This window comes from Lederbergia galactosidilytica, from assembly GCF_017873565.1.
In the GTDB taxonomy this organism is placed as follows: Bacteria; Bacillota; Bacilli; order Bacillales; family Bacillaceae_C; genus Lederbergia; species Lederbergia galactosidilytica.
Map to the genome: position 1 here is coordinate 1 of NZ_JAGGKH010000024.1, position 22,571 is coordinate 22,571.

Annotated in this window: 20 protein-coding genes and 1 riboswitch; of the genes, 19 read left to right on the forward strand and 1 reads right to left on the reverse strand. The window is 38.1% G+C overall.

Features of this window, described 5'->3' with window-relative positions; all coding sequences use genetic code 11:
- Positions 1-102: 102 nt before the first annotated feature.
- The 9 genes from J2Z23_RS19130 (at position 103) to J2Z23_RS19170 (ending at position 10,729) form a co-directional block, all read left to right on the forward strand.
- Positions 103-1,422, forward strand: coding sequence for an ABC transporter substrate-binding protein (locus tag J2Z23_RS19130; protein ID WP_064468794.1), 1,320 nt, complete (start codon positions 103-105; stop codon positions 1,420-1,422).
- A gap of 702 nt (positions 1,423-2,124) precedes the next feature.
- Positions 2,125-3,075 (forward strand): ABC transporter permease, encoded by a 951-nt coding sequence (locus J2Z23_RS19135; RefSeq protein WP_238482861.1) that lies wholly within the window; start codon positions 2,125-2,127, stop codon positions 3,073-3,075.
- 18 nt (positions 3,076-3,093) lie between these two features.
- A complete protein-coding gene (locus tag J2Z23_RS19140; protein ID WP_057986292.1) occupies positions 3,094-3,981 on the forward strand; it encodes a carbohydrate ABC transporter permease in 888 nt (295 codons plus the stop codon).
- A 39-nt stretch (positions 3,982-4,020) separates the two neighbouring features.
- A complete protein-coding gene (locus J2Z23_RS19145) occupies positions 4,021-5,028 on the forward strand; it encodes an SGNH/GDSL hydrolase family protein (protein WP_209974863.1) in 1,008 nt (335 codons plus the stop codon).
- Between the two features lie 48 nt (positions 5,029-5,076).
- Positions 5,077-6,780, forward strand: coding sequence for a type 2 periplasmic-binding domain-containing protein (locus J2Z23_RS19150; protein WP_064468797.1), 1,704 nt, complete (start codon positions 5,077-5,079; stop codon positions 6,778-6,780).
- Positions 6,781-6,963: 183 nt separating this feature from the next.
- Positions 6,964-7,125 (forward strand): SGNH/GDSL hydrolase family protein, encoded by a 162-nt coding sequence (locus J2Z23_RS19155; protein ID WP_209974865.1) that lies wholly within the window; start codon positions 6,964-6,966, stop codon positions 7,123-7,125.
- A 41-nt stretch (positions 7,126-7,166) separates the two neighbouring features.
- Complete coding sequence (locus tag J2Z23_RS19160; RefSeq protein ID WP_057986285.1) at positions 7,167-8,309, forward strand: sialidase family protein; 1,143 nt, start codon at positions 7,167-7,169, stop codon at positions 8,307-8,309.
- A 43-nt stretch (positions 8,310-8,352) separates the two neighbouring features.
- The gene (locus J2Z23_RS19165; RefSeq protein ID WP_082881485.1) at positions 8,353-9,039 is read left to right on the forward strand and encodes an N-acetylmannosamine-6-phosphate 2-epimerase; all 687 of its coding nucleotides are present in this window, start codon (positions 8,353-8,355) and stop codon (positions 9,037-9,039) included.
- 232 nt (positions 9,040-9,271) lie between these two features.
- Positions 9,272-10,729 (forward strand): aldehyde dehydrogenase family protein, encoded by a 1,458-nt coding sequence (locus J2Z23_RS19170; RefSeq protein WP_209974867.1) that lies wholly within the window; start codon positions 9,272-9,274, stop codon positions 10,727-10,729.
- Between the two features lie 107 nt (positions 10,730-10,836).
- Here the strand turns inward: J2Z23_RS19170 and J2Z23_RS19175 are convergent, their stop codons facing one another.
- Positions 10,837-11,835 carry a LacI family DNA-binding transcriptional regulator gene (locus J2Z23_RS19175; protein WP_274380137.1) on the reverse strand — a complete coding sequence of 333 codons (999 nt, stop codon included), beginning with the start codon at positions 11,833-11,835 and terminating at the stop codon, positions 10,837-10,839.
- Positions 11,836-12,202: 367 nt separating this feature from the next.
- On the opposite strand from J2Z23_RS19175, the gene J2Z23_RS19180 reads away from it, so the two are divergent.
- From J2Z23_RS19180 to J2Z23_RS19225, 10 genes are all read left to right on the forward strand, one after another.
- Positions 12,203-13,225, forward strand: coding sequence for a Gfo/Idh/MocA family protein (locus tag J2Z23_RS19180; RefSeq protein WP_057986279.1), 1,023 nt, complete (start codon positions 12,203-12,205; stop codon positions 13,223-13,225).
- 67 nt (positions 13,226-13,292) lie between these two features.
- Positions 13,293-14,261, forward strand: coding sequence for a sugar phosphate isomerase/epimerase family protein (locus J2Z23_RS19185; protein WP_057986276.1), 969 nt, complete (start codon positions 13,293-13,295; stop codon positions 14,259-14,261).
- Positions 14,262-14,770: 509 nt separating this feature from the next.
- Positions 14,771-15,886, forward strand: coding sequence for an NAD(P)/FAD-dependent oxidoreductase (locus J2Z23_RS19190; RefSeq protein WP_209974869.1), 1,116 nt, complete (start codon positions 14,771-14,773; stop codon positions 15,884-15,886).
- A gap of 185 nt (positions 15,887-16,071) precedes the next feature.
- On the forward strand, positions 16,072-16,920 hold the full coding sequence (locus tag J2Z23_RS19195; RefSeq protein WP_238482865.1) for a glycerophosphodiester phosphodiesterase: 849 nt from the start codon (positions 16,072-16,074) through the stop codon (positions 16,918-16,920).
- An 88-nt stretch (positions 16,921-17,008) separates the two neighbouring features.
- Positions 17,009-17,118: riboswitch (TPP riboswitch) on the forward strand.
- Positions 17,119-17,227: 109 nt separating this feature from the next.
- Positions 17,228-17,845: a thiamine phosphate synthase gene (locus J2Z23_RS19200; protein WP_057986269.1), complete on the forward strand. Its 618-nt coding sequence runs from the start codon at positions 17,228-17,230 to the stop codon at positions 17,843-17,845.
- A gap of 18 nt (positions 17,846-17,863) precedes the next feature.
- Complete coding sequence (gene thiS, locus J2Z23_RS19205; RefSeq protein ID WP_057986267.1) at positions 17,864-18,064, forward strand: sulfur carrier protein ThiS; 201 nt, start codon at positions 17,864-17,866, stop codon at positions 18,062-18,064.
- Positions 18,065-18,066: 2 nt separating this feature from the next.
- Positions 18,067-18,840 carry a thiazole synthase gene (locus J2Z23_RS19210; RefSeq protein ID WP_057986265.1) on the forward strand — a complete coding sequence of 258 codons (774 nt, stop codon included), beginning with the start codon at positions 18,067-18,069 and terminating at the stop codon, positions 18,838-18,840.
- Entirely contained in the window at positions 18,837-19,847 is a 1,011-nt protein-coding gene (locus tag J2Z23_RS19215; protein ID WP_057986263.1) for a ThiF family adenylyltransferase, read from the forward strand. Before J2Z23_RS19210 ends, J2Z23_RS19215 begins: the two co-directional genes overlap by 4 nt.
- A gap of 546 nt (positions 19,848-20,393) precedes the next feature.
- Positions 20,394-21,860 (forward strand): catalase KatA, encoded by a 1,467-nt coding sequence (katA, locus tag J2Z23_RS19220; protein ID WP_209974873.1) that lies wholly within the window; start codon positions 20,394-20,396, stop codon positions 21,858-21,860.
- Between the two features lie 361 nt (positions 21,861-22,221).
- Positions 22,222-22,527, forward strand: a complete 306-nt coding sequence (locus J2Z23_RS19225; RefSeq protein WP_057986259.1) for an SMI1/KNR4 family protein — start codon at positions 22,222-22,224, stop codon at positions 22,525-22,527.
- The last annotated feature ends 44 nt before the right edge of the window (positions 22,528-22,571 follow it).

The following is a 22,571-nucleotide window of genomic DNA, read 5'->3' on the forward strand; positions in this document are numbered from 1 at the left end:
CACTCCACCCCCACTATCCAAACCCAAATTGGATGTTTAAGAAATTCTAAGAAAACAAGAGCATTTTGAAGATATTTTAATTATATAGAGGGAGGAAAAGTGATGTGGAGGAAGTTGGGTCTTAGTGTATTATACTTTTTTTGCGTGGGTATGATCCTTACAGCTTGTAGCGACGCTACTGAATCTGGAAAGGAGCAGGACGAAGCGACAACAAAGAAAGAGATTGTAACAGAGGTTTGGAATGAAAATGGGGAGCCTGTCACCGTCAAAGTAATGTACCCGTGGGGGGAAGATGCATTTGAAGAACATGTTGTAAAAGTAATCGAAGATGAAATTCCAAAAAACATCACATTGGAATGTATTTGTATACCCGCGCAATTAGAACCTCTCCAGGAGATGAATGCACAAGGGACTATTCCTGACATCATTTTAGCACAGTGGGGGATTGATCCACTTTATGAGTTAGAGATGTTTGAGCCAGTAGACGATTATGTTGAGAAATATGGCGTTGATATCAGCGAATTTGATGAGAGCGTTATCGCGACGTATCGGGCTATGGATCCGGAAGGGAAAGGACAGCTAATTGGTTTACCGACACTTGTAGATACCGCTGGTTTATTCTATAATAAGGAAATTTTCGATATATTCGGAGTTCCATATCCTGATCCAGAAAGGCCAATGACGTGGGAGGAAGTGCGAGAACTTGCTGCCAAGATGACTGGCCAGAGAAATGGTGTGGACTATCGTGGTTTTGAATTAGGCCTTGGTATTAAGGATGCTTCATTGCCATTAAAAGAATTCGGAATTAATTTAACAGATCCAGAGACTGGAGAAGTACTTATTACTGACTCTCCAGAGGTTAGACAATATTTGGAGTTTATCCAACAATTATACAATATCCCAGGATTGTACGATCCAGAAGCAGAGGATACCGACAAGTTCGCCGAAAAGACAGCAGCTATGACAGTCTCCTGGCCGGCTTATTTTAGATGGGGATTAGGAGGTGTGCCTGAAGATATAAAAATGATTGATGCGGCTCCAATACCAGTATGGGAAGAAGGAGGAAAAGGACCCCTAAACTATTCCCATCCATATGTACTGAATAAATATGGTGAAAATAAGGATGCTGGGTTCCAAGTAATATTAGCAATAGCAAAGGTGTATAATAGGGATCCCTTAACAAATCCATATAGTGAATTTAGTGAAACACATGAAAACTATCCGATTTATGAAGGGAAAAATATGAAGGTATTTTGGAACTATGATGGGGCATTACCACCTTCTCGGCTAAGTAAATGGGATGAGTATGTAAATCTTGGTGAAGATCTGCATAAATTATCTGAAGGATTGGATATAAATGAATTCCTACGAATTCTAAAAGAAGAATCAGAAATTAAAATCGAGGAAGAGAAGTTGGAGTAGATAATATTTTTACTAACTACTTATTTAGCTTTTGATTTGTGCCTATATTCTTTGAGTTTGTCTTGGCTTTACGAATGCTTCAAAGTACTTCAAAGACAGTTGCAAAGCTGTGATGAACTCTCCCATAATAGCTTGGTATGGAACAACTTTTTGTATTCCTTCCATTAGTTGTAGTACCGAGTGATTATGAATAGCAGTTACTGAAGTGCTAGCACCCACCATGAACCAACAGTTTAGACGCACAATTAAATCTTGATGAAGCCTCTTCACCAAATTTTTGGGACCCCTTTGGATATCTTTGTAAACAATTAGGAATAGTAACAACCTGGACTGTCCACCTTGAATTCTTGATACTAATAATTAACCTGATATAAAACCTGACAAAGTATCGATTCTTTGAGGTGGACCCTAATATATATATTTTCAAATTTCTTGGGAATCTTAAGGATTTGATTAGTATATTAACTCTCTTTTATAAAACTTTCGAATTTTGCACAAATATGTTGACATATGTATTGAAAGCGATTAAATTCTAAATAAGAGAGTGGTAATACCATAATATAAGATACTGATAAAAAAATACTTTTTTAGTTTATTGCCCATATTATGGTATTACCATATGATCAATGAATATAAATCTAAAAGGTTTATAGAATTATTATCGGGATAAGTCAAACAAGCACAAGAGAGGAGTGGTTTATTTTGGCAAAAGTTGAAACATCGAAAACATCCTTGCTAGTAAATAAGAAAACTTCTACATGGACACAAATGAAAAAGATGAAGTTACTTTATATCATGTTATTATTTCCAGCTGTGATGTTATTTATCTTTAATTATCTACCAATGTATGGAGTCATTATATCTTTTAAGAACTTTTCGCCTGGCCTTGGAATTTGGGAAAGTCCGTGGAATAATTTCGAACATTTTAAACGGCTGTTTACTGATTTTATGTTTATTCGGGCATTAAAAAATACAATTATTATTAGTTTATTAAAGATTCTAATCTCTTTTCCAGCCCCTATTATTTTTGCCTTGCTATTAAATGAAATTCGTAATCAAAAGTTTCTAAAGGTGACACAGTCTATTTCCTATTTACCGCATTTCATGTCTTGGGTTATTTTATCAGCAATGATCATTGAAGTGTTTTCACCACAACGTGGAGTAATTAATTATCTGATCACAATGTTTGGTGGTGATCCAATAAATTTTCTGTCTAGTAAAGTATTCTTTGTACCAGTTATCCTGATTACGGATATTTGGAAGGAAATCGGATACGGGGCAATCATTTATATAGCTTCTATAGCATCAATTGATCCGGCTCTATATGAAGCGGCTGAAATGGATGGGGCTGGGAGATTCAAAAAAATGATTCATGTCACACTTCCTTCTATCATGCCGATGGTCATCATCATGTTTATTCTCCGTTTAGGTGGGATTTTAAATGCAGGGTTTGACCAAATATTAAATCTATATAATCCACTCGTTTACGAGGTGGCAGATATTATTGATACCTATGTTTACAGAAGTGGTTTGGAACAATTCCAATTTGATTATGCAACTGCAGTAGGGCTATTCAAAAATGTCATTGGAATTATCTTTATATTAGGAGCAAATGCCATAATCCGTAGGAAAAGTGAGCATGGAATTTGGTAAAAAAGGAGTTGTGCAATCATGAGTGTCAATAAAAAGAAGTTTTCCTTTTTCGAAATTTGTTTAGCTATTGGTTTTTGCTTTTTTTCTTTTCTAGTCTTATATCCTTTCTGGCAAACGCTTGTTTTATCGTTTTCAGACCCTAACCAAGCTTCGTCCTTGGGGGCAAATTTGTGGCCAGAGAAGTGGATAACAGATGCCTATCAGTTTGTATTTGGGTATGGTCATATTATGAAAGCGTATATGAATACAATTATCCGAACGTTAACGGGTACTTTTTTAATTGTTGCTTTCACCATGTTAGCGGCTTATCCACTATCGAAAAAGGAATTGCCATTTCGGAATACAATCACAATCTTCTTCTTAATCGCGATGTTTTTCTCCGGTGGGATTATCCCCGATTATTTACTTGTGAAAAACTTAGGACTTATTGATACACGATGGGCTTTGGTTTTACCGACAGCTGTTAATGTCTTTTATATTATTATAATGAGAAATTACTTTATGACGATTGATAAAGGGATTGAAGAGTCAGCGATGATGGATGGAGCAAGTTATTTTACGATTTTGACGAGAATCATTTTACCACTCTCCAAACCTGTTATCGCAACGATTGCTTTATGGGCGGCAGTCTTTCATTGGAACGAGTGGTTCCATGCCTTGGTTTATATTCAAGATGATGCAAAGTCTGTTTTACAGATTATCGTAAGAGACATGCTGACAGCGATGGATTTATCGCAATCTACAGATGCTGCAGCACTTGGAGGAGGTGGATCTAGTAAAAATCTTCTATTAAGTAATGTCCGAGCCGCAACCGTTATCATTTCTATTGGACCAATTGTCTTAGTTTATCCATTCGTACAAAAATACTTTATCAAAGGCATTATGATTGGATCATTGAAAGGTTGATAGAATCATATAAAGCTTGGTTGAATAGGGGGAATGATCTTGCAACAGGTACCATTATCTGAAAAGTTGTTTCATGGAGCTGTTTCATTAGAGAAAACAAAAGAGTTTGTAAAGCCTTGGAGAATTCCTTTTGATCAAAAAGATCTTTTTGTACCCGCCTGCATAAATGGACAAGCGGAATTGCCTGCAGGAATAAGAGTGACGCTAAGAAGCAACACAGAGTCTATTAAGATAGCAATTGTTAAAGCTACTGAATTCATGCAAATGGATTGTTTGATTGATGGCATTCTAGTAAAAACAGCATATATCTCTAAAGGAGAAACTACTGTTTTGTTTAATTCTCTTGGAAGTCAGATGAAAGTAATTGAACTTTATTTATCGCAAAAAGTACCTGTTGCTGTTACAGGCATCTACCTTGATGAAGGGAGCGAATGGGAAGTAATAGAGGATTCTCGTTTGCAGTGGATCACCTATGGGAGCTCTATTACTCATTGCTATTATTCTCATAGTCCTTCACAAACTTGGCCTACGCTTGTGGCAAATGAGTTGGACTTAAACCTGACATGTCTCGGGTATAGCGGTAACTGCCATTTAGAGCCGATGGTAGCACGGATGATTCGTGATCTGCCTGCTGATTTTATCTCTTTATGTGTAGGAATTAATATCGTAGGGGGAAAGACATTATCGGAGAGGACTTTCTCTTCTGCTTTAATTGGGTTTATCCAAACGATTCGTGATGTACAAAAGGATGTGCCACTGGCAATCATTTCTCCTATTTTTCATCGGGAAAGAGAACAACAAGAAAATGAAGTAGGTCTATCGTTAGAAAAGGTAAGAGTTGAAATTCTCCAAGTCGTTAATACGTTAAAAAAATACGGTGATAAGAATATTTATTATATTGATGGCCTTGAAATGTTTGGTGAGGAGTATGAAAAATGGATGCCAGATGGGCTACATCCAGATGGAGACGGCGATAAAATTTTGGCCGCACGTTTTCGGCAAATGATTGAATCTACCATTCCGCAAGGGAATATAAGGAAATATTGAAAACCGGTTTATTTCTATTCATAAATATGGATAAGAGGGGGAAAGAAAGTGAGAAAATTTAAAAGGTTATTTGTAGTCGTATTTTTAATTGCTACCCTTGTCATATCTGGATGTAGTTCAGGGACGAGTAATGATTCTAATGAAGAAGTCGATATATCCGCTTTGCCAGAACCAGGGGACTTTTCTAAGGAATTAACACTTGAATTATCTGGATCCGTTACACGCGGAAAAGTGGAAGAAGGAAACTATGTACAAAAACGTTTAGAAGAGATGTTTAATATTAAGATAAAAAATGTGAAAGTGGATACTTGGAATGCAGACCAAACTAATTTATTAGTTGCTTCAGGCGACTTACCTGATACTTTTGCTTTTACAGCTGGTGGGCAAACAGCTCAAGAAATGTATGATGCTGGTCTTACAAGAACAATCCCAAAAGAAATGTTAGAAAAATACGCACCACGTTATATGGAGATGCTTGAAGCTAACCCTCCTGGTCCCATTATGAATCTTAAAGAAGGAACGGATAACGAATACATGCAGTTAGTTGGTCAATATGCGCATGTTTACGGTTTAGCTTGGGGACCAACCCTTCGCCTAGATTGGTTAGAAAAATTAGGATTTGACCCTCCGGGGGATATAAAGCCAGTAGGTCCGGATAAGGGACGGGAAAAAATCTTTTATACAGAAGAAGGATATACGATTGAGGAATTAGAAGAAATTTTGCTAGCCATTGTGAATGAAGACCCTGATGGCAATGGAAAGAAAGATACGTATGGTATTCTTCCTGCTAATAATAATTTAAACTGGGCGACGACTTTAATGGGGGCCTTTGGAATAGCGAATGGTTACAATTTAATGGAAGATGGCGAGTTAGTTGTAACGGAGATCTCAAAACAATATAAAGAATGGCTGAAGCTTATGGCTAAATGGTATGACATGGGAATTATTGATCCTGAATTTACTACGTTAGATGAGCAGAAAGGGTGGGAGAAATATAAGCAAGGAAAGGTTGGTTATTTTATTGCACAACCATCTTATCTCGCAATGGACGATTGGGCCAGAGGTCGTGCACCCCAAAATATCGTTGAAGATTCAGATTCAACAGCAAAAGTGTTAGCCTTCGCACCTGAAATTGGGCCAGATGGTCATCAAGGGGAGGGAGCATATCTACCAGTTGTTGACTTAGCAGATGCTTTCTATGTCTCAAAGGATGTGACAGATGAAGAGCTAGCTCGAATCTTGCAAATCTTTGACTATATTAATCTAGATGATGAGGCAAGATGGACTTTATTTGGTGAAGTTGGTGAACATTCCGAATGGGAAGGCGAACCTGAGAAATCAGCCTTAAAAGTGAAACCTGAGTGGGACTTAGAGGAAGGAAACTCTGGCTTTTGGGCTTATAATTTCCGTACTTATAATAAAACGAGAGTCTCATGGATCAATTCAGAATACACCTTAAAACTAAAAGAAGACTTTTATGCGCGAGATGATATTCAAGAAAAGATGTTAATCCGTCCGTATAAATACGATCTTCTCAATGAAACGAATGGAAGGGAGATTGATAAGCGCTATGGTGCGCAATTGACCACGATTGTGGACGAATTTAGAATGAAGGCAATTGTAGGAGAAGCTGATATTGATAAAGAGTGGGATAATTATGTGCAAAATTGGCTGAACAACGGTGGGAAAGAGAAACTTGAAGAATTAGAAAAGGCTAAAACGGTAGAAGAGCTGCGGAATGCAGGTTATTAATCATGAAAGCCAAAGCCCCAAAGTAGAACTTAGGGGCTGCTTTTGTTTTTGAGGAACAAATGGTAGAAATTGAATTTTTAATATATGAGTCCATTTCATCATTGCTTATTAATGATCAATACACGAACGTTATTGTTAAAGGAGATTGAATTGTTAGTCCATGTATTTCCTTAACTTAGTTGATTGGAGCGGAAGGTGGCGACTCTTGTTAAATTTGTTGATATATATACATATGTCCAGTTGGAAAATGAATTGAATAAGAATTATACAGTTGATGGCTGTCACCTATCTGGACAGGGGTATTTGGTTTGGACTGAAGTTATCAAACCGTTTGTAGAGGAATAAGCGAAATTTAAATGAATTTTGGTCAATCGGAGGTATCGACGATGAATATTCAAACTGCATTACCTACTTATAAAATAAATTCCGCAAAACAAGTTATCATCGATCGGGAGACGGGGCAGTATTTAGGTCAGCCAGATTCGATTTTACTTGATGATGATCAAACGATTTTAACCGTCTATCCGAAAGGACATGGATTAGGTGAAGCGGTGCTCAATAAAAGTACGGATGGCGGTCTGACCTGGCAAGGAAGAATGGTTCCAAATGAAACATGGACAAATTCTCGTGAAACACCAACCATTTATCAACTCCATTTTAGGGACGGTAGCCAGAAAATAATTTCCATTTCAGGTGGACCTGGTTGGGGAGAAGATCAATTCACAGGGTGGAAAACTTCTACTTCTTTAGATTCGGGAGTAACATGGAGCGACTATCGGGAATGGTATAAGGGCCACCAAACAATTGTAGCGATGTCTAGTCTCGTTCAATTGAAGGATGAAAACGGGCAATGGGTAGATCAATGGCTGGGTGTTTACCATGATCAGCAATTTGTGAACTATAAAACCTATTTGACCTTTTCAGATGCCGGGGAAGAACAATGGAGCACACCTGAACCTTATTTGCATCGTTATCGCGAATTAGAACGAAAGGTTCAATTATGTGAGGCATGTATTTTTCGTTCTCCAGATGGAAATCAGCTTGCACTTCTTTCAAGAAGCCAGTCCCATCTGCATAGGTCAACAATTGCCTTTTCAAATGATGAAGGAAAGCATTGGACAAAACCAAGAGAAGTGCCAGCTTCTTTAAATGGAGAAAGACATAAGGCAACTTATGATCCGGTTAGTGGACGGCTTGTCATTTCTTTTCGAGAAATAATCCTCGACCTCAATAATGACGGAGTGATTGGAGAGGATGATTGGATAGCAGGCAATTGGGTTGCCTGGGTTGGAACATATGATGATATTATTAACAGTGAAGAAGGAGAGTTTCGTATTCTTTTGGGTGAGGACTTCACTCCGTCGAGAAAATCGGGCGATTGCGGCTATGCTGGAAATGTTGTAATGAAAGATGGAACTTTTTTTCTAAACTCTTATGGATATTTTGATGAAAAAGAGGTTGAGAAAATCGGGACTGCGGCAAAGCCCTATATTATGGGTGTTCGTTTTCGGTTAGAGGATTTTGTTTAAACCTAGTGAGCGTTATAAAAAAATAATAGAAGGATTGATTCGATTGGGAAGAAAGGAATTTTTTCAAACGATCCACAAAAAGTTAATTGTCTCCTGTCAGGCATTAGAAGATGAGCCATTACATGGATCAGAATTAATGGCTAGAATGGCTGTGGCTGCGAAGGAAGGGGGAGCAGTGGCGATCCGAAGTAATTCAGCCAATGATGTTGAGGCAATTAAAAGGGCAACTAGTATACCAGTAATTGGTTTAGTGAAACGGAATTATTCTGATAGCGAAGTATTTATTACGGCAACAGCGAAAGAGGTCAAGGAATTACTAAAGGTGAAACCTGATGTGATTGCTATGGATGCGACCGTTCGAAATCGACCGAATGATGAAAAATTGAAGGATTTGGTTCAGCTAATCCATGAACATGGCGATACTTTAGTCATGGCGGATATAGCAACAAAGGAAGATGCTATATATGCAGTTGAATGTGGCGTCGATATGCTTTCCACAACGCTTTCTGGTTATACAGCAGATAGTCCTAAACAGAAAGGACCTGATTTTGAACTTGTCGAACAACTTTGTCGGGAGATACCTATTCCCATAATAGCTGAAGGACGAATTCAAACACCAGAACAAGCGAAACGTATGCTAAATACTGGGGCGTGGTCAGTTGTAGTAGGAAGTGCGATTACAAGACCCCAATTGATTACAAAATCCTTTACAGATTATTTGTATGAATAGCTCGGATGAGCACAAGGAATGAATTCAAGGTTGCACCTTTTATGATCATAGTTAAAATCAGTTATTTTTTGTATTACTACTAAAGATAATCAGTTGCCAGAAATGATGATAGGAATGGAACAAAAACCATTCCATTATTATACTCCAATCATCCATTGTTCCTTCTCTTCATGTTTATTCTTTAGGAAATAAGGAAGTATAAACACAGATAGCTTTATGAGGAGGGGCAAATTTGGACAAATATTCAGGCTTAAACAAACAATTCATTGCTGGGGAATGGCGCGATGGAAGTAGTGAGGAGATCTATGAGGATAAGAATCCTTATAATCAAGAAGTTGTAACGAAAATAAAGATGGCAACACAGAAGGATATTGATGAAGCCTATGAGTCCGCAAAACAGGCGCAAAAGGATTGGGAAAAAGTTAATGCCTTTGAGAAGTCAGAAATTATGACGAAGACTGTGCAAATTATGAAAGAACGGAGGGAAGAGCTTGTAGAGCTCCTAACGATCGAGTCAGGTTCTTCCTATATAAAGGCAAATGTTGAGGTGGATTTTTGTATTTCTATCACTAAGGAAGCTGCAAGCTATCCAATGCGAATGGGAGGAGAAATTGTTCCATCTTTAGTCCCTGGAAAGGAAAACCGCCTGCTACGTCGCCCTTTGGGAGTATTAGGAGTCATTAGTCCATTTAATTTCCCAATGTATTTATCCATGCGATCTGTAGCAACAGCATTAGCAGCAGGAAATGGAGTCGTCCTTAAGCCCGATGAACAAACAGCGATGTCTGGTGGAACAATCATCGCTAAAATTTTCGAAGAGGCAGGTTTGCCAAAAGGACTCTTCAATGTTGTCATTGCCTCCATTGAAGAGATTGGTGATGGTTTTGTGGATCATCCTATACCAAGAATGATCTCCTTTACAGGTTCTACACCAGTTGGAAAACATATTGGAGAACTGTGTGGAAAAAATATAAAGAAAGTAGCTCTTGAATTAGGAGGCAATAATGCACTTATTGTTCTCGAAGATGCCAATTTAGAAGAAGCGGTGCATTCAGCGATCTTCGGTAAGTTTATGCATAACGGACAAATTTGTATGGCCATTAACCGGATTATTGTTGCTGAAAAAGTACATGATGAATTTTTAGAGAAATTTATAGAAGCGGCAAAGAAAATTTCAGTTGGGGATCCAACTAATCAGAAAAATATGATAGGTCCCCTAATTAATCCGGAAGCGGTCAAACGAATAGTAGGAGAAATTGAAAAGGCCAAAACTGAAGGGGCTAAAGTGGTTTTAGAAGGAAAGGTTGAAGGAAGTGTCATACATCCAACTGTTCTAACATCCAATACAAATAATGTAGCAACAGCACAAAATGAGATGTTTGGCCCTGTTGTGACCATTATTCCTTTCTCAACAGAAGAAGAAGCGATTGAGATGTGCAATGACACCCCATATGGATTAAGTGGGGCTGTGCACGCGGGCTCCATTGAAAAGGGAGTAGAGATTGCTTTACAGCTTGAAACAGGAATGGTTCATATAAATGATCAAAGTGTCAATGATGAGCCACTAATTGCCTTTGGAGGAGAAAAGCAATCCGGCATCGGGCGATTTGGTGGAAGATGGTCTTTAGATGAATTTACTACCTTCCAATGGATTTCCGCGCAAAATCAGCATCGTGAATATCCATTCTAAAATAGAAACCGCCAAACCTGTAGAGGAGAGGCGGTTGTTTTGGTATTATCATTTTCCGGCAGAAGTCCCGCTTTAATCAGATTAGAAGAGAGTTGATCTGTGGTCGTTCAATCATTTCTATCGCCAACAGATTCCCGCTCTAACAAACAAACTGGTATTGTTTGTGGGCTTGTTTTTTTATCATTCAATAATTGGAGCAAATGGTCTGCTGCAACAGATCCCCATTCTTCTTTAGAATAGTTAATGGTTGTAAGGGGCGGTTGGAGATATTTAGAAACCTCAATATTATCCAATCCGATAATGTGCACGTCTGTTCCAATTTTATAGGGTGTTTCCTGGAAGCCTTGGTATAGACCGACTGCCATATCATCATTGAAAGAAAAAATGGCTGTTGGTACAGTCCAATCTTTTAAAATTTGTTTCACAACCTCTTTTCCAAATGATTGACTAAAATCTCCGGAGTAAATTGTATAGTGGATAGTAGGGTGTTTTTGTAAGATATCTGTGGCCGCTTGTAGTCTTTGCTGTGAGTCAAAGTTCCCTTCAGGTCCTGAAAGTAAGATAATATTTTGATGTTTTTTCTTGATTAGATAATTTATAGCTAATTCTGTTCCTGTATGATTATCTAGTAGAACAAGTTCGATATTGGGGTGGTGTAATTCTCGATCAAGTACAATCATTTTATTGCCAAGATCAGCATATCTTAGAATTTCTTCATCCGGGAAATTCCAATCCAAAATAACTGCTCCATCAATAATTCCTTCAGGTAAGAAACGATGGGATTCCTTTCCTGTACAAGCAATAAGATCATAACCATGCTGATTGAAGGTTTTTCTCATCCCTCTTAATAGATCGCCAAAAAAAGGTCCGCCATAATCGGGCATAAATGCGCCAATAATTTTGGATGCGCGGTTTTTTAAAGTCCGGGCAGCTGCATTTGGAACATAATTGAGTTCCTTGGCGATTTCAAGTATTTTTTTACTTGTTTTCTCTGTTACTTTTGGACTTCCATTTAAAGCATAGGAGACCGTTGAAATAGATACGCCTGCCTTTTTGGCGATATCTTTAATGCTTACCATACCATTTTTCCTCCAACTCCAATGTATTCCTTACTTATACTGTATAATTTGTTCGAATCTTTTACAAGTTAAACTTTCGAAACGTTTCTATTCCGAAATGGAAAAGAATATGGTACAATCATTTTAGAAGATGAGAATGTCTTGAATGATCATCTCTACAAATGATAAGGCTTTCGATTAAGCTAGGGATTTAGGTGGCTTGACTACCGATACCCTCTTCCTAATAGGATAAACATCTGCCTAGCATTGATGGGGGGTCCTACAGTAAGTAGAAAGCGCCTTCTGCCTTTTTGATACCGAAAAGTAGCTGTAGGGAGATATCTGCTTCAGGATAGACTCTTACTGTATTTATTTTGAAATATTTCTCATATTTTTATAGAAAAGGAGAATAAAGATGAGCAAATTAAAAGTTGGGGTAGTGGGTTGTGGGAGCATTGCAAAATTCCGTCACCTTCCAGAATATGCGATGAACGATCAAGTTGAGATTGTTGCAGTATGTGACATTGTAGAAGAAAGAGCAAATAAGATGGTAGAGGAATATGGCGGAAAGGCCTTCACAGATTATAAAGAGATGCTACGTGAAGCAGAACTAGATATCGTGTCTGTTTGCTTACCTAATTACTTGCATGCTCCCGTTAGCATTGCGGCATTAGAAGCGGGAAAGCATGTTTTATGTGAAAAGCCAATGGCTACTTCTGAAGAAGAAGCTTTGAATATGATCCAAGCAGCAGAAAAGAATGGCAAGAAATTAATGATTGCCCATAACCAGCGTTTTGTTGCATCCCATGAGAAGGCAAGAGAACTTATTGCCGATGGAACAGTTGGGAAAATTCATAGCTTCCGGACAGCTTTTGGTCATCCAGGACCAGAAGGTTGGAGCATTGATGGGAAAGACAGTTGGTTTTTCAGAAAAGAGGAAGCATTTATTGGGGCGATGGGAGATCTAGGTGTACATAAAACAGATCTTATGCGCTATTTATTAGGAGAAGAGTTCGTAGAAGTAGGCTCTTTTGTAGAATCAGGTGCAAAAGAAGATAGTACAGTCGATGATAATGCCGTATGTATTTTGAAATCAGAGACAGGTATTATCGGAACGCTAGCAGCAAGTTGGGCCTATGGTAAAGAAGATAATGCGACTATTATTTATGGTGAAAAGGCGGTATTACGATTAGAGGATGATCCAGATCATTCCCTAATTGTTCATCATATCGGTGGGGAAACAGAGAATTTTGATCTAGGAAAAATTCAATCTAATGAGGATGGCGGGCAGTCTACTACAAAAGTCATCGACCATTTTGTAGACAGTATTGTGAACGATACGGAGCCACCTATTAATGGCGAAGATGGAATGAAATCCTTAAAAGTAGTTTTGGCAGCACTAGAATCTAGTGAAACAAAGAAAATTGTGCAAATATAGAAAAAAACGTTAAAATGAAGTTATGATTAAATCATTAGTAATAAAGAAGGGATAGGTGACTGTAGGTATGAAACTAGGAGTGTTTACAGTACTTTTTGCAGAGAAATCTTTTGAGGAAATGCTTGACCATGTAAAAGCATCTGGTCTAGATGCAGTAGAAATTGGTACAGGGGGATATCCTGGGAACGCACATTGTGACCTAGATGCTCTACTTGAAAGTGAAGAAAAGAGAAAAGATTATTTGCACCAAGTAGAATCACGTGGATTAACGATTAGTGCATTCAGCTGCCATGGAAATCCCATTTCACCTGATAAAGAGTTTGCTAAAGAATGTCATGAAACTCTAGTGAAAACAATCAAGCTTGCCTCTCTATTGAATGTTCCAGTTGTCAATACATTCTCTGGAACACCTGGTGATCACGAGGAGGCTAAGTATCCGAACTGGCCTGTGACACCGTGGCCAAACGAGTATGGAGATATCCTAAAATGGCAATGGGAAGAGAAACTTGTCCCTTACTGGAAAGAAGTAGGAAAACTAGCTGAAGAGCATAATGTAAAAATTGGACTTGAGCTTCACGGTGGTTTCTTAGTTCATACTCCACATACGATTCTTAAATTGAGAGAATTAACATGTGATGCTATTGGCGCTAACCTTGATCCAAGCCATATGTGGTGGCAAGGTATTGATCCAGTTGCAGCGATAAAAATCCTTGGTGAAGCAAATGCTATCCATCATTTCCATGCAAAGGATACATACATTGATCCTGACAATGTAAATATGTATGGATTAACAGATATGCAACCGTATGGAGCACTTAAAACAAGAGCTTGGATGTTCCGTTCTGTTGGCTGCGGTCATGATGTGAAGGAATGGTCTGATATGATGAGCGCGCTCCGCATTTATGGCTATGATTATGTAGTTAGCATTGAACACGAAGATCCAATTATGTCTGTAGAAGAAGGCTTCCAGCGAGCTGTTAGCAACTTGCAATCTGTCTTGATCAAAGAACAACCTGCTGAGATGTGGTGGGTATAAAGAACAAAGAACTTGTCCTACGTTTGAAGGTGAAGGGGTATCTGAAAGGCATTTTGCCATTCAGATACCCCTTTCTTGACATTCATAAAATTGTTTTGTAATGCTGCATCTTCAGGCACAAGGACAAGGGCGACTCTTGAAATGCGAAATCGTTGGAAAAAGTCTCAAACGTTCGACAGACGCTTGTAGGAACACGAACACATAGAGAATGTTGAAAAAGGATTGCTAGCATATATCTAAGAACAAACACTTTCATAAAGAATCTTTCGAGGAATGTGAAGGGTAAAAGGACTGCGCTTCTTAATAGCTGTTCAAGGAGCATGAAAATTTAAAAAGGCCCCCGCGGAACGTTCATTTCGAGAGTTTCCTTTTTGTTTTGTATGATGATACTCCCTGCTCATTCTGTCACCTCCCTAGCTTCTTGTGCTTCACTCGTTTAAACCATCAGCTAAAAATAATTGCTATCACATCTCTATAACCCTAAAATTAGACAGATAGGAGGCGGCTTTATGAATAAATATATCATCATTGGTGCCGGGATTCTTGGTGCTTCTACAGCTTATCATTTAGCTAAGGCAGGGGCTGATGTGACGGTTATTGACCGAAGAGATGAGGGCCAAGCGACACAGGCGGCGGCTGGAATTGTTTGTCCATGGTTATCTCAGCGTCGTAATCAAGCGTGGTATCAGCTTGCTAAGTCTGGAGCAGCCTATTACCCACAATTGATTGCAGAACTTGAAAACGCGGGGGAGACTAATACTGGTTATGCTCAAGTTGGTGCTTTAAGTCTACATACAGATCGAAAGAAATTACAAGCAATGGAACAAAGAGCTATTGAACGTCGTAAGGATGCACCAGAAATCGGAGATATACAGCTTTTAACAACAGATGAAGCGAAAAAAATGTTTCCACCACTTGCTGATAGATATGGAGCCGTTTATATAAGTGGGGCAGCACGTGTTGATGGTGCGGCTACCCGTGATGCTTTATTACGGGCGGCAGAGAGCAATGGAGCTATGATTGTGCGAGGGAATGCCTGTTTACAGGTGAGTGGGAAGAAAATAGTAGGGGTTCATGTAGATGGACGGGAATTTTCTTGCAATACAGCATTGGTGGCAAATGGGGCATGGGCGAAGGAGCTATTTGAACCACTAGGCATTCAAATAAATGTTGATTTTCAAAAAGGCCAAATTATTCATATGCAGGCAAAAAGTGAGAGAACAGATAAATGGCCAGTGATTATGCCCCCAGGTGTTCATTATATCGTTCCATTTTCCGATGGAAGAATTGCTGTAGGTGTTACACACGAAAATAATACAGGTTTTGATGTAGCGCCCACTGTTTCGGGCATGCATGAAATTTTTGAAAAAGCTTCAGAAGTAGCACCTGGTTTATCAAAAAATTACTTCCTTGATGTGAAAGTAGGATTTCGCCCTTTCACACCTGGATTTTTACCTATCATCGGACCACTTCCTGATTATGAAGGGATCTATCTCGCAAACGGACTTGGTTCAAGCGGGTTGACTGTTGGGCCCTATCTTGGTGCTCAACTAGCAAAACTGGCACTGGGAGAAAAATTAGATATCTCATTAGAACACTATTCAGTATTGAATGCATTAAACTAGGCGATCAGAGGGTTACTTCCTTTGATCGTTTTTCATTTGGAGAGAAGATACGGAGTTTCGAAGAAAATAGGCTAGTTTTAAAGGGGAATTATTGAAAGGAAGGACCATTTTGGCGAAAAATGTGATACAATGTAATTAGTAAACGCTTACAAAGCGGACGTGGAACAGGGGGAGTTTCATTGAGAATGACACCAAGAGCACTTAAAGCATACATGCTTGCAATCATTGGAATTGCGAGTCTTACTCTCCTAATTGGTTTTACAGAAAAACCAAATACTAGTTTTGAATTGCAAGGAACGATAAGTGTTGCTCATCGGGGAGCTTCAGGCTATGCTCCCGAGAATACGATGGCTGCTTTTCAGAAGGCTGTTGAGCATGGAATAGATTATATCGAGCTAGATATTCATTTATCAAAAGATGACCAACTTGTCATTATTCATGATGATAAAGTGAATCGAACAACCAATGGTTCAGGATATGTTCGAAATTTTACATTAGAAGAATTAAAGGAATTAGATGCGGGAAGCAAATTCAATGCTTCTTTTAAAGGAGAGAAAATCATTACACTTGAAGAGCTATTGGATACCATGCTTCATCAAATTGGCATTATTATTGAAATTAAGGAGCCTGAAGCCAATGCGGGAATCGAGGAAATCCTTGCCGATCTTCTTGGACAATATAATAATACGAATAATGTCATCATCCAATCTATGAATTTTGAATCAATGAAAAAAATGCATGAGTTACTTCCAAAAATTCCAGTGGCTGTACTTGTTTCAAGAGCTGAGCATCCACTCTCAAATCAACAATTAGATGATATTGCTGATTATGCAACTTATGTGAATTATAATATTCGCTACTTACGACCAAGAGATGTAGAAGAAATCCATAAAAGAGATAAAAAGGTTATGGCTTGGACCATTCGTGATCCAAGAAAAATGCAGAAGGCCCTTAACCTTGGAGTAGATGGAATTATAACAGATTATACGAAATGGATTGTGAATAGTTCTACGGCTGAAGCAGAAATAAATTAAAACAAGAGCAAAATTTATATTCGGAATGTTTCACCCTTTCATTCATTTATCCTTTATGCTAGTATACGGATATAATATAATTTCATATAAAAATCACTAGGGGAATCCTTAAAAAAGGACTGAGAGAAGAGTGGGACTCTGATACCCTTATAACCTGAACAGGTTGGTGCCTGCGTAGGGAAGTGTGGAATAACGAAATTTTGCTCGTCACAAACTGGCTCAGTGCTGGTGAGTCGAGGCTTTTTATAAACCACTTTCCTGCCTATAGGTAAGTGGTTTTTTGTATGGTAAAAAAAGGAGGATTGAATTGAAACTTCTGGTTGTGACAAACGATCAGTTAGATATAGAAACTTTAGCAAAACACATAAGTGAAATGGATCCATATGTTGACTTTTTTATCATTAGAGAGAAGTCAAAAACTATTCGTGAACAAATCCATCTGCTAGACCAGGTAATCAAAGCTGGAGTCAGTAAAGAAAAATTAATCATAAATGATCGGGTAGATCTTGCTTTAGTACTTGGGATCTCTAAAGTACAGTTACCAGCACATGGTTTGGATGTTCAGGAAGTGGAGAACCATTTTCCAAGTCTCCAAATTGGCAAGTCCATTCACTCATTACAAGAGGCGCTGACAGTTATGAGTGTACAAGCTGATTGGCTACTATATGGCCATATATTCCCAACAAATTGTAAAGCAGGATTACCAGCTCGAGGGCTTCATACATTGCGATCAATTGTTGAAGCGATATCAATAGATGTATATGCCATCGGGGGAATCAAACCAGAACATGTCCAAGTCTTATCTGATATTGGGGTGAAAGGATTGGCTGTTATGTCCACAATATTTGATGCTCCACACCCTGCTGGAAAAGCAAAAGAATATTATCAAGCATGCCAAAGGTCGGTAATTTTTAATAAAGAATAAAAGGAAGTGATTCTTGTTATGGAGATTGTGTTAAATGGACGATCTTTGCAGCTCCCAGAAGAGATTAAGACTGTCCAACAATTGTTAGAGTATTTAACACTATCGGAAAGAGTTGTTATCGTGGAAGTAAATCGGGAAATAACTCCAAAAGAGGCTTATCAACGTGAACTGCAAGAACTTGACGAAGTTGAAATGATTCATTTTGTTGGAGGGGGATAAAAATGAGTTCTTTAATAATAGGTGAAAAAAGTTTTACATCAAGACTTTTGTTGGGCACAGGAAAATATCCATCATTCGCAATACAAAAAGAGGCGGTTCAGGTTTCTAAGGCGGAAATTTTAACTTTTGCTTTAAGAAGAATGAATGTATTTGAGCCATCCCAACCTAATTTTCTTGAGATGCTTGATTTGTCTCGTTATACTTTGCTCCCAAACACAGCCGGTGCAAAAACAGCGGAAGAAGCGGTAAGAACAGCCAAATTAGCAAAGGCTTCAGGTTTATGTGACATGGTAAAAGTTGAAATCATTGGCTGTGAAAAATCACTTTTACCAGACCCAGTTGAAACATTACGAGCCTCGAAAATGCTTCTCGAAGAAGGGTTCACTGTTCTAACCTATACTTCGGATGATGTAGTTTTGGCTAAAAGAATAGAGGAGTTGGGGGTTCATGCTATTATGCCAGGTGCATCCCCAATTGGATCTGGGAAAGGTATTTTAAATCCGCTAAATTTGAAGCTAATCATAGAGCAAGCGAAAGTACCAGTTATTATTGATGCAGGCATTGGATCGCCGAAGGATGCGAGCTATGCTATGGAATTAGGCGCTGATGCTGTTTTGCTGAATACAGCTGTATCCGGTGCGAAAGATCCTGTGAAAATGGCTGAGGCAATGAGCTTAGCTATTAAAGCGGGACGTCTTGGATATGAAGCTGGTAGGATTGAGGAAAGTGATTATGGTGTTGCGAGTAGCCCGATGGAAGGACTATTCTCTACATGAATAATCGTTATGAAAAACAGCAATTATTTCAACCGATTGGGTATGAAGGGCAAAAGAAAATCGGCAATGCCCATGTTTTACTTATTGGGGCTGGAGCACTTGGATCAGCGAGTGCTGAAATGTTAGCAAGAGCTGGAATAGGGAAGTTAACGATTGTAGATCGGGATATTTTAGAGTGGAGTAATCTACAGAGACAGCAGTTATACAAGGAACAAGATGTCCTTGAACAACTACCGAAAGCAGTTGCCGCGAAAAAGAGAATTAATGAAATTAATAGTATGATAGATGTTGAAACATTCATTGTGGATGTAACGGCTAAAAATGTGGAGAAATTAGTAGAGGGAAAAACAGTAGTTGTTGATGCTACTGATAATATTGAAACAAGACTACTAGTGAATGACGCAACTAGAAAAGCAGGTATCCCTTTTTTTATGGGAGCGATTGTAGCAAGTTATGGATTGATTTATCCAATTGGCTTGGGAGAGCAGCCTTGTTTACATTGCTTATTAGATACACTACCCCCTCACACCTTAACATGTGATACATCAGGAGTCATTAGTCCGATTGTTCAAGTAGTTGCTGCCCATCAAGTTACCAGTGTATTTCAATATATTGTGGGAGCCCAGGTGGACTTGTCGCTAAAATCCTATGACTTATGGACAGGTGAAAATGCAGCGATTGATGTTAGAACACTTAAGCGTCAGGACTGTCTAAGCTGTAGTAGTCAGGCTACATATCCTTATTTGACAGATAATCGCCAGACAAGAGCAGCAGTATTATGTGGACGCGATACAGTGCAACTAACGATGCCGCAAAAGAAATTTGAGTTAAAATTATTGGCCACTGGTATTCAACCAATCGTCTCCAAACTGATATGTAATGAACATTTGCTTGCTTGTTATTATCTTAATCATCGTATTGTACTGTTTAAAGATGGACGTGTTTTGGTCCATGGTACGAAAGATATTGTCAAAGCCAAAGCGTTAACAGTACAATTACTCGGTTAATCGTTTGTTAAAATGCATCTCGAATAAGGAGATGCATTTTTTTGTATGCCTTTTATTGACAAAAATTTTTGGAGATATTCGGATTATCCTGTGAAAAATATGAAGGGCTAAACGATATTCTAGCAAATGGATATCTGAGGCTCTTATGGTAAATAGGGAGGCTGCTGAAAAGGTCCAAAAATATTTATAAATAGCTTGTTCTCACCGCGACGAGTAATATTCCCTTTTCATGGATGAGTATGAAACTATCTCAAAACAGCTTTTCAATGATCTTCTGAATCTCATATTTCCCACAGGCTTCTCTGTAAATGGTATTAAAAATATATAGTTATTCAGTCGCCATAGCAGCCAGCTCCCTGTCCACATTGTTTTCCTATCATCCCTTTTTATTTCCTTTCATTTTTTATAAAGAGATGCATATATTCATAACTATAATGAAAATAATCCCTTATTTAAAATAATTATAAAAAGATATTGATTTCTATTTAAAATATGTTATTATATTTTATATAATATAAATAGCAAATATAAAAAAGGCGGGATAATATGAGTAACGAACGCAAAAACTTAACGACTAGTTGGGGTTCACCCGTAGGAGATAATCAGAATTCAATGACAGCTGGGGCACGTGGCCCTGTGTTAATACAAGATGTTCATTTACTAGAAAAACTAGCACATTTTAATCGTGAAAGAATTCCTGAGAGAGTGGTCCATGCAAAAGGAGCAGGAGCTCATGGGTATTTTCAAGTAACGAATGATGTTTCTCAATACACAAAGGCTGACTTTCTATCTGAAGTGGGTAAAAGAACACCAATGTTTATTCGATTCTCAACTGTAGCTGGAGAATTAGGTTCAGCTGATACCGTTCGTGACCCACGTGGTTTTGCGGTTAAGTTTTACACAGATGAAGGAAATTATGATTTAGTGGGAAATAACACACCTGTGTTCTTTATCCGAGATGCGATTAAATTCCCAGATTTCATTCATACACAAAAAAGAGATCCAAAAACACACTTGAAAAATCCAACAGCTGTTTGGGATTTCTGGTCACTATCACCTGAATCATTGCACCAAGTAACGATTCTTATGTCTGACCGTGGTATTCCAGCCACTCTCCGGCATATGAATGGTTATGGTAGTCATACCTTTAAATGGGTTAATGCCGAAGGTGAAGCTGTTTGGGTGAAATATCACTTTAAAACAGAGCAAGGTGTTAAAAATCTAGATGTGAAATTAGCTGAAAAACTAGCTGGAGAAAACCCAGACTATCATACAGAAGATCTATTTAATGCCATTGAAAAAGGCGATTTACCAAAGTGGAAACTATATGTACAAATCATGCCAATCGAGGATGCTAATACGTATCGCTTTGATCCATTTGATGTAACGAAAGTTTGGTCACAAAAAGACTATCCATTAATTGAAGTAGGAGAAATGGTGTTGGATCGTAATCCTGAAAACTACTTTGCTGAGGTGGAACAAGCAACCTTCTCTCCAGGAACACTTGTCCCAGGAATTGAGCCATCACCAGATAAAATGTTACAAGGACGTCTATTTGCTTATCATGATGCTCATCGTTACCGTGTTGGCACCAATCATCAAATGCTACCAATCAATAGAGCGAAGAATGAAGTAAATAACTATCAACGTGATGGTGCAATGAGATTGGATGCAAATGGTGGAGGTTCTGTCTATTATGAACCAAATAGTTTCTCAGGTCCTGTAGAAACACAGGAAAATAAACAAGCTGCTTTTGCTGTATCAGGTGTAGCAGACAGTGTTGCATATGATCATCATGATCATTACACACAAGCTGGTAATCTATATCGTTTGCTAAGTGAAGAAGAGCGTACAAGATTAGTAGAGAATATCGTAAATGCGATGAAACCAGTTGAAAGAGAAGAAATTAAGCTTCGTCAAATTGGTCATTTCTATAAAGCTGATCCTGAATATGGTACTCGTATTGCAGAAGGACTTGGTTTAGAAGTTCCAAAAGAAAAAGCATTATCTTAAATTTACGCAGAAAGCATGTTCCGACAGTAATTCGGGGCATGCTTTTATTAATTTTACTGTAGTATACATTTTTTGTGTCCCTTAGATTAATCAAAGAATGATTTTCCTTTTTCGCTTAGTGTTTTGATAGAAAAAAGTGACTGGAAATTGTGTATATATCTAAAATACCAATAAAAGGAGGGGGAATTATATTTTTAATGTAGAAGTATGTTATCAGAGATAAATAAGGAGGGGATAAACTTATGAAAGCGGGGGAACAAAATAACTTTGAAAATTTATTCCCATTACCTAGAGACATACATCAACAAATAGTAACGCCATGGTGGGCAAGCTATTAAAAGGAAAATTAAGGAGAAATACGATGTTTATTAAAGAAACGATAGATACATTAAAGTCTCAACTAGAAAATAATAAATTAAGACTGATTGCACCTCAAGGTGAGATCCAAACTGTTGGTTTTAGTTTTAATCCCCCAATAGAAAATAAGAGGATTCAAGAAATAGAAGAAAAATACAATTGGTATATACCTAAGGATTACAGAACCTTTTTGTTACAGCATAATGGTGCTAAGTTATATCAATTGTATCTTGGTGAAACAAACATTGGTGGCGGTTTGTTGTTATATTCTTTAGAAGAGGCACTACAGTGCAGCAAAGGCTATCAATGAACAACGATTATTATCCTATAGGATATGTACATGAACATCATCTA

Bases quoted from the DNA above. Each gene is read 5' to 3' on its own strand.
- katA (WP_209974873.1), top strand. From the start codon at position 20,394: ATGAGTAACGAACGCAAAAACTTAACGACTAGTTGGGGTTCACCCGTA.
- J2Z23_RS19140 (WP_057986292.1), top strand. From the start codon at position 3,094: ATGAGTGTCAATAAAAAGAAGTTTTCCTTTTTCGAAATTTGTTTAGCT.
- J2Z23_RS19180 (WP_057986279.1), top strand. From the start codon at position 12,203: ATGAGCAAATTAAAAGTTGGGGTAGTGGGTTGTGGGAGCATTGCAAAA.
- J2Z23_RS19190 (WP_209974869.1), top strand. From the start codon at position 14,771: ATGAATAAATATATCATCATTGGTGCCGGGATTCTTGGTGCTTCTACA.
- J2Z23_RS19215 (WP_057986263.1), top strand. From the start codon at position 18,837: ATGAATAATCGTTATGAAAAACAGCAATTATTTCAACCGATTGGGTAT.
- J2Z23_RS19185 (WP_057986276.1), top strand. From the start codon at position 13,293: ATGAAACTAGGAGTGTTTACAGTACTTTTTGCAGAGAAATCTTTTGAG.
- J2Z23_RS19210 (WP_057986265.1), top strand. From the start codon at position 18,067: ATGAGTTCTTTAATAATAGGTGAAAAAAGTTTTACATCAAGACTTTTG.
- thiS (WP_057986267.1), top strand. From the start codon at position 17,864: ATGGAGATTGTGTTAAATGGACGATCTTTGCAGCTCCCAGAAGAGATT.
- J2Z23_RS19225 (WP_057986259.1), top strand. From the start codon at position 22,222: ATGTTTATTAAAGAAACGATAGATACATTAAAGTCTCAACTAGAAAAT.
- J2Z23_RS19130 (WP_064468794.1), top strand. From the start codon at position 103: ATGTGGAGGAAGTTGGGTCTTAGTGTATTATACTTTTTTTGCGTGGGT.
- J2Z23_RS19160 (WP_057986285.1), top strand. From the start codon at position 7,167: ATGAATATTCAAACTGCATTACCTACTTATAAAATAAATTCCGCAAAA.
- J2Z23_RS19195 (WP_238482865.1), top strand. From the start codon at position 16,072: ATGACACCAAGAGCACTTAAAGCATACATGCTTGCAATCATTGGAATT.